This is a genomic window from Paraburkholderia sp. GAS333 (assembly GCF_050435665.1).
GTDB classification, from domain to species: domain Bacteria; phylum Pseudomonadota; class Gammaproteobacteria; order Burkholderiales; family Burkholderiaceae; genus Paraburkholderia; species Paraburkholderia fungorum_A.
In genome coordinates this window covers 1,006,273-1,019,685 of record NZ_JBNDKS010000002.1, presented here as the reverse complement: position 1 = coordinate 1,019,685, position 13,413 = coordinate 1,006,273, and the positions used below count along the sequence as shown (strand labels likewise).

Below are 13,413 nucleotides of genomic sequence, written 5' to 3'. Positions count from 1 at the left end.
GGGCTACCCCGTGTGCTTTATTCGCCGACCATGCGGCGGCTTTGAATCCTGAATTCGGTGGGGGAGATTCTCATCCGCTTGCGGAATACTTTCGCAAGCCTGTCCCCGTTGCCCATGCCGGTGCGGCGGGCAATCTTGTCGACCGGCAATTCCGATTCGGTCAACAGGCTGCACGTCACCGCGAGACGTTCGTGCAGCAGAAAACTCGACGGCGTAATGCCCATTTCCATCTTGAAGCGACGCAGAAAGTTGCGCTCGCTCATCGCCGCGAACTGCGCGGCGTCTGCAATCGAAATGGCCTGCTGGCAATTTTCCTGAAGCCAGCGAGCCGCCGCGCGCACCTTGTCGCCGGGACTCAGCGCGCCGTCTTCGCCCAGCAACGGCGCGAGATTCGAGCACGAATCGGCCAGCAGACGCTCGGCCACGGTTCGCGCCGTGGCGCCGCCCAGGTCGCGCTTGATCATCGCCAGCGCGCTTCGCATCGATTCGAGGCGGTCGCTTGCATCGGCCGCATGTTCGGGCAGCCGCGCGCCATTTCCATTTGTCTGCGGATGAAACTCGCTGCTTTCGTTGCGCTCGGGCACATAGGCCGTTTCGAGCAACGCGCGACCTTCGGCGATCGGCCGGATCATGCCGGTGTTACGGCGCACGCGGCGCAGCCACGCGATCAGCCGTTCGTCGCCCGCCGCCGCTGCCGCGCCTTTGCCGCCCGCCACATACAGCGCGTCGAAGCCACCGTAATGCCGGGCGTCGAGTCCGTCTGTCCACACACGCAAACCGGACGACGACATCACCATGCCGCCGTCGGCGGATAAAAACGATACGTCGTACAACCAGCTTCCCGATCCGGCCGCCGCCATTTCATTGGCGGCCTGGAAAACCTCGGCGACAACACCCGCGCCTTGCAACGAGCAATCGTTGAACATCAGTATCGCGATGCGACGCATACCCTTGTTCGGCGCGTGCACCCAGCGCAGCATTGCAGACTCGAGACTCGCACAGGTCATGGTTATCCTCGCATCAGAAAGCAGTTCCACTTTCAGCTTAACGGACACAGGCGGCCAACTCTGTGCGGTGCATCATAGAGACGGCCATTCAAGCATTTCACCGCCATGACCGAATTCGCAGACATGTTGGCGCGATGGCTTGCCGGCCGGCCAGTGAATTTCGGAAACGTTCCGGATTCCTGGCCTTTTCATTAAATTAATCGCCGATTCCACATAGGAAAGAATCAGCATTCCGCGAAATGTTAATGCAGACGGAAAACTGTTTGCGTACGCTGCCGCACACTACATCACCACTCGAAAACCGTGGGCTTACTATTTGATCCGCCTGTTTGAGTGCTTATTTTCAGTGACTTTTTTCTCTACAGAGCGGCCGAACCCGAAATACCGGCCCGCACGAGGCATCAATTGCCGATTGGCGCGACATTGGAATTTCTTCCGATGATACAAATAATGGAGATGCAATGAGCAAAACCATCATCTAATATAAGCACATTGGCGCAGCGCGGAATTATTTAATTAGTTGTTATTGGATATCCGGAATATAAACACGACGATTAATGTTTCAGTCGTGAAACACGGTTATAAGACAACTTTGGACCGCTCCCAATAGGCGGGCCGATGGCCGAATGTGCCGGGTAAGCACTGGGTAGTTTCCGCCAGCGGGTTGCGGAAATGCACTATGCGGTTTCCGCAACAGATCGCCGCAAACACGAATGGCGGCTGTTCTGACCTAATGATCCGGCAACATGACGACGCAATACAGAAGGTGTCGTCACGGGGAAGCGGGTAAAAAAAACGACGGGGTGGACCATGTTGAATGCACGCGCACAATGCGCTCTGCGAACGTTGACCGGCAGGTTGGCGATACGCAGCCGGAGGCTGAAGATGTCGGCTCTTGCGGCTGCGTTCATCGTGACCGGTCTGATGATGACCGGTCAATGCGAAGCAGCCGGTGCTGCGGCCTCGTCAACGACGACACCAACGGCAACGAAAGGTACGACCAATGCCGACATCACCGTCGACGGCAGAAAGTGGACCCCATGTGCAGCGGAATACGGCACGTGTCAGTTCAACGGCACGCGCGACGTGTTGTATGGGACGGTGGAACAGCATGTCGTTAAAACATTTTCGAACACTGCTGCGTGCAACAACGGTGTGTTCGGCGATCCTGCACCCGGTGCCGAAAAACGTTGCGCCGTGGCGCAAACCGCTGCGAATGAAAACCCCGCCGCGACCGCTGCAAAGAAGATCGACACCATGCCCGCCAATCTGCCGATGCCGGCAGGCCAGGGTCTGCGCTGCTCCGCGCCTGCATCGCAAGTACGCGCAACGGCGAACGGCGATCTGCTCGAAGCCGACACGCCCAGCGACGGTACGCGACTCTTCACGACGACCAAACCGTTCGCGCTGATTTTCACCACACGTCCCACGCAAAACGACACGCTCAACTGGCAGATCCGCGATGCGTGGAATGTGGTGCGCGCGAGCGGCAGCTTTCCGGTGGCGGCGGGCGCGCTGCAATCCACGCTCAGTTGCGCGTCGACGGTGGCCGGTTATTTCGCGGTCTCCGCATCGCTCGAACGCGCGCGCGGGCAACTCGAATCGCGCGGCACGCGTCCCACCGGCATCGCCACGTTCGGCGTGCTGCCGGACACGTCATCCGCTTTGCCAACCGTGCGCTTTCCCTATGACGACTTGCATCGATTCGGCGGACAGGGCAGCGCATATCTCGCACCCGGCCAGCACTGTTGCGATGGCGACGGTTATCGTCCGGTATATACAGCGCTCGGTCTGTCGTGGGTCAACGACAATCGCAACTGGTATATGGAAGAGCCGAAAAAGCCCGGCACCTTCGACCCGGCCACGAAACAGCTCACGCCCTTCTTCCGCTCCGGCGACATCTTGCGGCTGATCCAGCTCGACGGCATTCCGGCATGGGCGAGCCCGACCGGCAAGGAAACGCACAGCTACGCGCCCACTTCGCTCGCGCAAATGAAGGACTACATGGCGAAAGTCGGCACCGAATCGAACCGGGTTCGTACGACGTATTTCCCCAAACAGCGCGACAACTATTACCAGGTGACGTGGGAGCCGGACGCGGACGGCGGATTGCCCTGGCGCGACGGCGACGCGAATTTCGTCGCGATGTACAAGGCGGTGTGGGAAGGCATCCATCAGACCGATCCGCATGCGGTGGTGATGGGTCTGACGTATTCGTCGGTGCAGGGCAACGTGACGTGGATGCGCCGACTCGGTCCGCTAGGCATCGGCAAATATATGGACGGGATGAGCGTCCACGGCTATTACGACATCGGCACGTCGCCGTCGCATCCTCCCGAGCGTGTCGCCGATACCGGCAATAAAGGCACCGTGTCCGGCGCTCTACCCGCTTCGATGCGCGCGCTGCGTCACGAACTACGCCAATATCTGAAACCGGGCGCTCCGTTATTCGTGACGGAGACCGGCATCAGCTACGACATCGGCGAAAAGTACGGCAAGAACTATCCGGGCGCCAACGTGCTGTATGCGCAGGCGGCGGTCGTTGCGCGCACGCATCTGATCCTGCTCGGCGAAGGCGCCGACATGACCTATGTTTTCTATCTCGCCGACATGCCGGACGCCGCGCCGGGCTACGGCATCTTCTTCGAACTCGATCATCCGGACGGCGCATACGGACCGACACACATCAGCCCAAAACCGGCCGCGCTCGCGGTGGCGGCAATGACGCGAATCGTCGACGGAACGAATACGCTGGGGCCGCTGAAGAACCTGCCTGACGGTGTCTACGCTTACGCGTTTCGCAGATTCGGCAACGGCAAGATCGTGACCGCGCTATGGACCCACGACAACGATAAATGGAACGCGAAAGCCGGCTTCGACGCGAGCGCGAACGTGAATTACCCGCTTAGGGTCGATGCACCGGGCTCGTCGGGCGAGGTCACCGTCTTCGACATGATGGGCAACGCGAGCACGCTTGCGTATCGCGACGGGGTGGCGAATCTGAAGCTGTCGCCCGCGCCTGTCTACGTGGTGTCAGGCAATGCCGATGTATTCAAAAACGCGGTGACGACACCCGAAGGATATGTGGCGCGCTAGCAGCGCGCGCCGCAACTGAACTCGAGTGCGAAAACAGTGCCAGCGCTGGCTGGCGAACATAACTGAAGACGGGGACGGGGCTAGCATGCATAACAACGCTGGAGCCGCACTATGAACGGCTTTGCATGGGCAATGCTGATTTTTGCCGGGATGGTCGGGGCGTTACTTTTCGTGGCGATCGGTGCGGTTCTGCTTGCCCTCCTGCTGGCGAGCGCGTCCGACCAGCTCACGCGCAATGACGACGATCATCGCGGCTAGCGTGCGCAAACCCACCGCTCCACGCCGATCCACCCTCACCGGAGCCTGCATGCTGAGCCAGATCGATTTCCTCGACGTTGTGCGCCTCACGCCGCTTGTTTCGATCGATCTGATCGTCAGCGATGCGCACGGGCGCATTCTCGTTGGACGCCGCCGCAATCGTCCCGCGCGCGGCACCTGGTTCGTGCCGGGCGGACGCATTCTCAAGGACGAAACGCTCGACTCGGCATTCGCGCGCATCGCCGACGCCGAGTTGGGCCTCGCGAACCTGACGCGCTCGGCCGCGAGATTCGATGGTGTCTTCGAACATCACTACAGCGATAACTTCGCGAACGAGCCGGACGTATCGACTCACTACGTCGTGCTCGCGTATGCGTTGCCGCTGCCCGGCACCACGCCCCTAGGACGGCCCGATCAGCACAGCGACTATCTGTGGCTTTCGCCGACGGAATTGCTCGCTCGCAGCGACGTCCACGAGAACACCAAGGCTTATTTCCGCTAACGCCCGCTGGTTGCTTGTCGTGTGCGGCCGATCAGGTATCGCAGCGCGGAATATAACGCCGACTGTGAGTTCGCCAACGCGCCAGCCTAATCAACTGAAGTATGATCGAGCCCTCCAACAGGGCATCGAATCACCATGCGATTACTGGTAGCCAGGTTCGTTCGCGATTCATCCATGGCGCTTCTCGCGCTGCTGTTCTGCGCCGGGTTTGCGGCTCCCGCGCGGGCAGCCACCTGCAACGCCGGCACCCTGGTCACCGTGGTCGCTCACCTCGACGACGACCTGCTGTTCGTCGACCCGGCAATCAGCGAGCGGCTCGACGCGGGCTGGTGCATCACCACGGTCCATCTGATCGGCGGTGCCAACGGTGCCGACTTTGCGTATGTGCTCACCCGCGAACGCGCCTCGCGGCTCGCCTATGCACGCATGGCGGGCGTGGCTGACGAGTGGATCGAATCGAATATCACGCTCGGCGGGCGGCTCGTTCATCAGATGGTGCTGAAGGCCAAACCTCAGGTACGTCTACTGGAATTGCGTCTGCCGGGCGGCGCCGTACGCGGCGGTCGCGTGCCGCTCGGTCTGCTATGGGAACAGCACGCGACGCTCTCCACATATCCGATGAATGCGGACGGCACCGTGCGCATGAAATACGATCGCGACGCGCTCTCTGCGACGCTGAAGGTGATACTCGCGCAAGCCACGCAGATCTACACGCTCAATCCCGACACCGTGCCGTTCATCGAGCATCCCGATCACATTTACGCCGCCCGCATTACGCGTCATGTTGCGCAGACGCTCGGCAAAAGCGTGCCGATCGTCTATCACGTCACTTACCCGACCGGCGGCTGGCCCGCCAATCTCGCCCCCGCTGAAGTGCAGCGCAAGCGCGATATCGTCGCGAGCTATTTCTCGATCGACGGCAGCGAATCGTCGCATGTGTTCGGCGAGTTTCAATGGGACGGCAACTGGGTGGCGCGCCGTTACGCGTTCGCGGATCGCACCGATCGCCGCGTGGCCGATTTCGTCTCGCGCCCGGTGCAACTGTTCAACGCAGCGTCGAATCGCTGCGTGACTTCGACCGGCGCGGGCCAGGCGCCGGCGCTGGGCGCGTGCAACGGTTCGTCTGCGCAGCAATGGCGATGGGACCCGCTCACCGTTTATCCCGGCAACACGCGCAATGCCGCGCTCGTCAGCGTCGCGACGTCGCAATGCATCGCTGAACGCGACGGCTTCCTCGTCTCCGAAACCTGCGACCAGTGGGACATCGCGCAACGCTGGACGCCCTGGGACTTCGGCCTCGTCTACACGCCGCAGCGGCATTGCCTCGGCGAAAACGACGGCAAGCTGTCGATGCGCGGTTGCACGGCCCTCACCACCCGCTACCGGTGGAGCGCCACGCAGCACAATCAGGCGAACGACCTGCGGCTCGCTACGCTGATGGTCGGCGATGTCGCGGGTACGGGCGAGCAATCCGCGGTGTATGTGCAGCGTCAGCATGACGGCCCGGGCTTCAACGTGTACGCGGCCTCGCTGGCGAAAGCGGCGCAGCCGGTGCTCTGGTATGCGAGCAACGTGCGCTTCGATCCGGTCGCCACGGCCACGCCCAGTTGCAACGCCGACTCGCTGTGCTTCGACAGCGCACGCTTCCTGCTCGGCGATTTCGACGGCGACGGCAAGGCCGATCTGATGGTCGTCACGGCCAGGCAGGGGGGAACCGCCTTCTGGCTGCTCCACAGCACCGGTACGGGCTTCGAGCGGCCTCGCCTATGGTTGCAGACCGGCAACGCGTTCCGGCCCGATCTGACGCAGCAATACGTGGCGGCGGACTTCACCGGGACGCGGCGGGCCAGCGTGCTGATCGCGCAGAAGCGGGCCGATAGCGGGCTCGATTTGTGGCTGGCATCGCCGCAAGCGCAGGGGCTCGCCGGCTCCGCGCCCGCGCTTGTCGCGCAGGCCAAAGGTGTGCAGCAGAATGCGCGTCTGCTAGCGCTTCAGACCGCGGGGTCGCGCGCGTCGCTGGTTGCCGTGGAGAACGTGGACGGGCGTCTCGCGCTCACGCGAATCGCCAGCGAAGGCACGCGCATGACCGTAGGCGAGCGTCAGATTTTGCCGGCGAACTTCATCCCTGATTTCGTGAAGGTCGCGGCGGGCACGGTACACGATAAGAACAGCGACTCATTGATCCTGCTGACCCCGCATTTCGACGCCACCAACGACGACGCGATGATCGACGTCGCCACCGTCGACATGACCGGCGCGGCCAGTGCGCCGGTCGAGGCAACGTCGTTGAAAGGCATGTCGTGGTCCGATGTGTTTCCTGCTTACGTGCGCGATAAAAGCGGTACGGCGCTCGTGCTGTACCGGCGGATCGATGCAACGCTGGGGGACTTCTATTTCACCGGCGGTGCACCGTCGCTGTTCCGCTATCCGGCGGAAAACGGCCTCACGTTGAGCGCGCCTCAGGACTTGGGCCGGCTACCCGGCCTGTTCTCGGAGACCATGCGAATCGACCGGCTCGCGCAATAACGCGAGCCGGTCGATGCAGGGCCAAACAGGAGCAGGCAGGAGAAAAGATCAGGCCGACACCTGCAGATTCTGTGCGAATTTCCGTGCGATCGACATATAGCGGTCGGCCGTGTCGTGCAGCGTATAGCCGGCCAGTTGACGATTGGCGCGCGGCGTGTCGAGCGCATTCAGCAAAGCGCGTCCGTACGCGTCGGGGTCGGTCGTATCGACGAGACTCACGCCCGCAAATGCAGTCGCGAAACCGAACGACGGAATCCGGTTGGCCACCACAGGAATGCCCGACGCCAGCGCTTCGAGAAAACCGATGCTCTGCGCTTCAAAACGCGAAGGCATCGCGAACACGCGCGACGAACGCAGGATCGCGGCCACATCGGAACGTGGACCGCCCACCGTCACCCTGCTCTCCAGTCCGAACTGACGCACCAGCGCTACTACCGCCGCGTGATAGTCGAGGTCTTCGACAACACCGCAAAACATCAGACGCGCGTCGGGCTGAATCTCGAGAACGCGTTGGAATGCGCGAATCGTGTCTAGCTGGCTTTTGCCTTCGATATAGCGGCCGATCTGCACGATCTGCTTCGGCGGCACTTCGAGCGCGGGCGTCGCTTTGCTGTGGTCTTCAGCGAATAGCGACGCATCGACGCCATTGGGAATCACGATCATCGACGGATGCTTGCCGATCTCGCGCAGGTAGTCGTCGATATTCTGTTGCGATACGCCGATGATCGCCCGTGCCCGGCGCGACAGCAGACGCTCGGCCTGCTTCAGCGCGCTGTTCTCGAAATCGTTGACGCCCGAATGCATGACCCACGCAATCGGCGTATGAACCGGCAACAGCCGCACATACAGCGCGGCCAGCGTCGCATGCGCCACGATGAAGTCGGGCCGGAATTGACGCACCACCCGGTACAGATGCAGGAGTTTGCCGATGCGGCCGTAGTGCACTTTAGGGAACAGGCACGTCACACCCGCCGCCTGCAATTCAGCGCGAATGTCGACGAAGTCATCCTGTTGCGGCAACAGCGATGCAATGCACACCTCATGGCCAGCGCGTTGGTGCTGAATCGCCACACCTTTGACGAGTACCTCTGCCCCGGACAACCGCGGTGCGTGAACCAGTTGAAGAATCCTCACGATTTATCTCTCTGGATAACCGCCTTTTTTGCGCAGCGAATGGACAAGCCGCCCCCGTTATCGGAATTCCCCATGTAACGTCGGCATCCCATCTTCGTTTATGTGACGCGCCTCGCGCGGCGAAGCGTGTCACGTGCCCCCTGAAACCGCGACTGTTCCGCTGCGAATTCAGAGTCGCGAGGAAACGTTACACCGAAGGTCCAGCACTTTTACGCCAACCCCAAGGTTCCTTCGGCTCCCCAATGAGCGCTAGCACCCATTTCAGCGTTTCTACGGCCGTTTTCCGGTAGTCGGGAATCGGTGCGAATCTCATTCCCGAATAAACGCTGCTGGCGGATAAAGACAGCTTCGCGCTTATTCATTCTTTTGTCGGATTAATGCAATAAGTACTGTTGATTTGTTCATACGTAACGACTCGTTACTTCTTTTAAGCCGACTAATGCGTATCGTTGCGGTCGATTCTTCCTGTTAATTACCTGCCTGCTGACGAACCAGTAAAAATCCGGCGAACGGCGCGATTAAACGCACCGTATTCGTAAAGACTTCGCTATTCGTTAAGCCCCTCGGTTGTTTTCGTCGTACCTTCCCCGGTCGTCCGATTCCGCCAAACCCGTCGCATCTCGCGGCAGGGATTTGCACGTCCTGAATTTTGCAGACGAAATCAATGTGGACGAGAGGCCGGCATTCACGGAAGACATCGCCCTTCACGCAACCCGACGGTTGTGTGTCCAGGACGCCAGTGTCAGCGCTTCGTCGTCGGCTGGCTTGCAGATGAACCCGACATTCGCCTGTCCCGTCTTCTGCCGCGTTTTTTGCGCGCTCTGTACGCGCTCTTCGCCCGTTCAGACAGACGACCCGACAGACGAACGTCCAGCTAAAGCATCGCTTACAGATTGATGAAATCGCAACTTCTCGTACTTTCGACCCTGTCCCTCGCGCTCGCCGGATGCGGCGGCGGTGGCGGCGGTGACAGTGCCGGCAGCACCGCGGCGACCCAGGCCAACGGTAGCGCGACCAGTTCGGCGGCCGCGGGCGCTAACAGCAGCGGCACCAGCACCAACTCCACCACGCAGAATGCAGCCGGCACCACGGCGGCAGCACTGACCTGCACGTCGCCCTCAACGGCGGCAGGCTCAGGCAGCGCGACGATTTCCGCCGATACCCCGAGCACCGACGGCACGCGCATCTTCGCGAACGGCAGCAACTTCAATCTCGTCTTCAACACCAACGTGTCGAGCGCCGACACGCTGAACTGGGCCGTCACCGACACGCTCGGCAAAGTCGCGGCCAGCGGCAGCACGCCGGTGGCAAGCGGCGCGAAAGCGATCACGTTCAATTGCACGTCGACGCTCGCCGGTTATTTCGCGGCCACCGGCACGCTTGCGCAAAACGGCGGCCAGTTGCCGCAAGCGGGCACGCGTCCGGTCGGCATCGCGACGTTCGGCGTCACGCCGGATCTGTCGAGCGTGATTCCCGCTGTCACGTACGCGCGCCAGGAGCAGCATCGCTTCGGCATGCAGGGGGCGAACGACAACGGCCCGCTGCTCGCGGCACTCGGCATTTCGTCGACGATCGACGACCGTCAACTGTCGAGCATGGAGCCGAACGGTCCGAACACGTTCAACCCTTCCGCCGATAACCTCGATCCGTTCTACAAGTCGGGCAGCGTGATGCGCCTGATCCGCCTCGACGGCATTCCCGCGTGGGCGAGCGCGAGCGGTGCGTTCCAGGACGACACCAATCCGCCGTCGGATCTGTCGTACTACCAGAACTACATGGCACGCGTCGGCACCGAATCGAACACGATTCGCGCGACGTATTTCCCGAGCCAGTCGTCGAACTACTATCAGGTGACGTGGGAGCCGAACCAGATGTGGGCCGACACCGACGCCAACTTCGTCGCGCTGTACAAGGCGGTTTATCAGGGCATTCATTCGACCGATCCGCACGCGGTCGTGATGGGTCCGGCCGATGCATTCCCGAGCCTGACCACGTCGCATCTGAAGCGCCTGGCGTCGCTCGGCTTCGGCCAATATATCGACGCGGTGGCCACGCATGGTTACTACGACGCTGGCACGTCGCCGTCGCATCCGCCCGAGCGTTACGACAGCGATCCGTCCACCGCCGATGGTTCGCTGCGCGGCCAGATGCGCAATCTGCGCGCTGAAATGGCGACCGACTATCGCACCGGCATGAAACTGTTCTCGACGGAAGCAGGCATCAGTTACGACCTCGGCAGCGCGTACGGTCCGAACTATCCGACCGCGAACGTGTTGTACGCGCAGGCCGCGGTGGCCGCGCGCATGCACATCATCACGCTCGGCGAAGGCGCGAATCAGACCTACGTGTTCTACGGCGCGGATTACCCGGGCGAAGTGGGCTACGGCACGTTCTTCGATCTGAACGACGCGCAAGGCGCATTCGGTGCGACGAACATCAGTCCGAAGCCGGTGGCGATGGCGATCAGCGCAATGACGCATACGCTCGACGGCACCACCACGCTCGGTCCGGTGAACGGCACGCCTGACGGTGTCTATGCATACGCGTTCCAGCAGGTCGGCAACGGCGCGGTGATTACCGCACTGTGGGCGCACAGCAACAACGTGTGGAGCGCAGCAACCGGTTTCAGTTCGACGTACAACGTGTCGTACAGCCTCGCAGTCGATGCACCCGGCACGAGCGGCACCGTGAAGGTGGTCGACATGATGGGCAATGCGAGCAGCGCGAATTACACCAACGGAACGTTGACGCTGAACCTGACGGAATCGCCGGTGTATGTGGTGTCGAACAACGCGTCGGTGGCGCAGGCGAATTCGACGGTGCCGGTTGGATACGTCGGCATGTAAGTCAATTGCATGATTGAAGGGACGCGGCAATTGGCGGTGTCATCTTCATGACGAAAACAGAAACGTCAGCTGGCTCCCGGGCCGGTTGACGTTTTTTTATGCCCGTTGCACAGGATGAGCGCCAATGGAGGCAAAAACACCAACAACAAAAGCGGATTCAGCGCACACTGACGGCACCGCTCCCTTGTGGAGCGAAAACCGCCGGAAATGCCTATTGGGAGCCCATCATGGCAAAAGGTCAAATGCGCAGCAACCGCGAAGTCAAGAAGCCGAAGCAGGACAAGAAGCCGCAACCGGCTACTTCGCCATCGGGCGCGCCGCCCATTCGCGTAGCACAGACTGTATCGGCAACACAAAAGAAGCATTGAACGACGCATCAGACGAAGCATTAAAACGAATCGGCCCGCTGTTTTCAGCGGGCCTTTTTTATATCCGGCGTCTTTCCGGGAGTGCCTATTGCTGCGCGTTATTTCGAAATATCTTCCAGAGCGACATCGCGCGTTCGCGGTCCCAGCATTCCAATGGCGACCATCACCACGACCATTGCGCCGGAAATAAAAACGAATACGCCGTTCACGCCAAAGCGGCTCAAACACCCTGCAATGACGAACGCGGAAAACATCGCCGAAATGCGGCTCCACGAATAAACGAAGCCTACTGCCCGGGCACGAATACTGGTCGGAAACAACTCGGCCTGATACGCGTGATAGCTGTACGAAATGATGTTGCCCGCCAGCACGAGGCACACACCCAGACTCACGAGCAGCACCGTCTCGCGCGCCTGGCTGAATGCCAGCCCGCACACCACGTTCACCCCCGCCATGCAGATGATCACCGTCTTGCGTTCGAAACGGTCGGCGATCAGCATGCCCAGCAGCGGCCCCAGCGGCGCAGCAATCGCGATGATGCTCGCGTACATCAGGCTCGTCGTGACCGTGATGCCCTGCTTGATCAGCAGCGTCGGAATCCAGTTCGCGAAGCCGTAATAACCCATCGTCTGGAATACGTGAAAGATGATCAGCATCAGCGTGCGCTTGCGATACGGCGGCACCAGCAAATCGCGGAACGCTGCACGAGCCCGCACCGGTTCCGGTAATGACGGCTCCGGCAACGGTCGTCCGTATTCGCTTTCGACACGCGCTTCGAGACGCTTCATCACCGCATCGGCTTCGTCGATACGGCCTTTTTGCGCGAGCCAGCGCGGGCTTTCCGGCAAGCGCAGACGAATCCACCACACGACGACGGCGCCGGCCACGCCGGTCAGCACGACCAGACGCCATCCATCGAGACCGAAGAAGCGATGCGGCACCAGCAGGTAAGACATGAACGCGACGATCGGCACCGCGCAGAATCCCACTGCCTGCGAGCACGCTGACGCACGGCCACGTATGTGCTTCGGCACGAGTTCGGAGATGTAGGTGCCGATCGTCACGATCTCGACACCAATGCCGATGCCCGCAATGAAGCGCCACAGATTCAGCCCGAGCGCGGTGTCCTGGAACGCCATGATGATGTTGGCCGCTGTGTACCACAGCAGCGACCAGGTGAAGATCGCGCGGCGGCCGAAGCGGTCGGCGAGAAAGCCGCACGCCGCCGTGCCGATAAACAGGCCCGCGAATAGCGCCGCGATGAAGCTCGCTACGCCGCTGGTGCCGAACAGACCATGCGTGGTCGCGGTGAGGATGCCGCTGCGCACGAGTCCTGGCGCGATATAGCCGGAGAACATCAGGTCGTACAGTTCGAAGAAGAGGCCAAGGCTCAGCAACATGACGAGCTTCCAGATCGACCGTGTGGCGGGCAGGCGGTCGAGCCGCGCGGAAATGCGCGCGCCGCCCAGCGCGATTTCATCGGCGCGCGCGCCTGGCGATGTTCCGGCGCTGGTGCCTGCTGGCAAGCCGCCCAGGGTGCCGGTGTCGGCGACTGCTGCATACACCGTTTGATTCGACGATTTCATCGTCCGTCTCCATGTCTTGAGCGCTTTAGCGCCCACTCCAATCCCATTCAAAGCCGCGTGAGCATTCCGGTCTGCTGCCGGATAAGCGTC

Annotated in this window: 9 protein-coding genes; 6 read left to right on the top strand and 3 right to left on the bottom strand. The window is 61.3% G+C overall.

The genetic code is table 11. The annotated features are described in order from the left end of the window. Positions 1-17 precede the first annotated feature (17 nt). Complete coding sequence (locus tag ABH945_RS13705) at positions 18-1,007, bottom strand: helix-turn-helix domain-containing protein (protein ID WP_429250839.1); 990 nt, start codon at positions 1,005-1,007, stop codon at positions 18-20. An 885-nt stretch (positions 1,008-1,892) separates the two neighbouring features. Here ABH945_RS13705 and ABH945_RS13700 point away from each other — a divergent pair. The 4 genes from ABH945_RS13700 to ABH945_RS13685 all read left to right on the top strand — a co-directional run bounded on the left by ABH945_RS13700 (position 1,893) and on the right by ABH945_RS13685 (position 7,389). Then, positions 1,893-4,103 (top strand): hypothetical protein, encoded by a 2,211-nt coding sequence (locus tag ABH945_RS13700; protein ID WP_429250838.1) that lies wholly within the window; start codon positions 1,893-1,895, stop codon positions 4,101-4,103. Between the two features lie 111 nt (positions 4,104-4,214). Further along, positions 4,215-4,361, top strand: a complete 147-nt coding sequence (locus tag ABH945_RS13695; protein ID WP_429250837.1) for a hypothetical protein — start codon at positions 4,215-4,217, stop codon at positions 4,359-4,361. Positions 4,362-4,410: 49 nt separating this feature from the next. Beyond that, positions 4,411-4,863 (top strand): GDP-mannose mannosyl hydrolase, encoded by a 453-nt coding sequence (locus tag ABH945_RS13690; RefSeq protein ID WP_074763166.1) that lies wholly within the window; start codon positions 4,411-4,413, stop codon positions 4,861-4,863. 174 nt (positions 4,864-5,037) lie between these two features. Next, complete coding sequence (locus ABH945_RS13685; RefSeq protein WP_429250836.1) at positions 5,038-7,389, top strand: RICIN domain-containing protein; 2,352 nt, start codon at positions 5,038-5,040, stop codon at positions 7,387-7,389. Between the two features lie 48 nt (positions 7,390-7,437). On the opposite strand, the gene ABH945_RS13680 is transcribed toward ABH945_RS13685, so the two are convergent. Then, positions 7,438-8,523 (bottom strand): glycosyltransferase family 4 protein, encoded by a 1,086-nt coding sequence (locus ABH945_RS13680; RefSeq protein WP_429250835.1) that lies wholly within the window; start codon positions 8,521-8,523, stop codon positions 7,438-7,440. A gap of 896 nt (positions 8,524-9,419) precedes the next feature. Here ABH945_RS13680 and ABH945_RS13675 point away from each other — a divergent pair. Together ABH945_RS13675 and ABH945_RS13670 are read left to right on the top strand one after the other, a co-directional pair. Beyond that, positions 9,420-11,369: a hypothetical protein gene (locus ABH945_RS13675; protein ID WP_429250834.1), complete on the top strand. Its 1,950-nt coding sequence runs from the start codon at positions 9,420-9,422 to the stop codon at positions 11,367-11,369. A 227-nt stretch (positions 11,370-11,596) separates the two neighbouring features. After that, positions 11,597-11,737 (top strand): hypothetical protein, encoded by a 141-nt coding sequence (locus ABH945_RS13670; protein WP_429250833.1) that lies wholly within the window; start codon positions 11,597-11,599, stop codon positions 11,735-11,737. A 98-nt stretch (positions 11,738-11,835) separates the two neighbouring features. On the opposite strand, the gene ABH945_RS13665 is transcribed toward ABH945_RS13670, so the two are convergent. After that, on the bottom strand, positions 11,836-13,323 hold the full coding sequence (locus ABH945_RS13665; RefSeq protein ID WP_429250832.1) for an MFS transporter: 1,488 nt from the start codon (positions 13,321-13,323) through the stop codon (positions 11,836-11,838). Between the last annotated feature and the right edge of the window lie 90 nt (positions 13,324-13,413).

What these genes read in the sequence shown, in the direction of transcription:
- ABH945_RS13665 (WP_429250832.1), bottom strand. Translation starts at nt 13,323, where the DNA reads ATGAAATCGTCGAATCAAACGGTGTATGCAGCAGTCGCCGACACCGGC.
- ABH945_RS13690 (WP_074763166.1), top strand. Translation starts at nt 4,411, where the DNA reads ATGCTGAGCCAGATCGATTTCCTCGACGTTGTGCGCCTCACGCCGCTT.
- ABH945_RS13705 (WP_429250839.1), bottom strand. Translation starts at nt 1,007, where the DNA reads ATGACCTGTGCGAGTCTCGAGTCTGCAATGCTGCGCTGGGTGCACGCG.
- ABH945_RS13670 (WP_429250833.1), top strand. Translation starts at nt 11,597, where the DNA reads ATGGCAAAAGGTCAAATGCGCAGCAACCGCGAAGTCAAGAAGCCGAAG.
- ABH945_RS13695 (WP_429250837.1), top strand. Translation starts at nt 4,215, where the DNA reads ATGAACGGCTTTGCATGGGCAATGCTGATTTTTGCCGGGATGGTCGGG.
- ABH945_RS13700 (WP_429250838.1), top strand. Translation starts at nt 1,893, where the DNA reads ATGTCGGCTCTTGCGGCTGCGTTCATCGTGACCGGTCTGATGATGACC.
- ABH945_RS13675 (WP_429250834.1), top strand. Translation starts at nt 9,420, where the DNA reads ATGAAATCGCAACTTCTCGTACTTTCGACCCTGTCCCTCGCGCTCGCC.
- ABH945_RS13685 (WP_429250836.1), top strand. Translation starts at nt 5,038, where the DNA reads ATGGCGCTTCTCGCGCTGCTGTTCTGCGCCGGGTTTGCGGCTCCCGCG.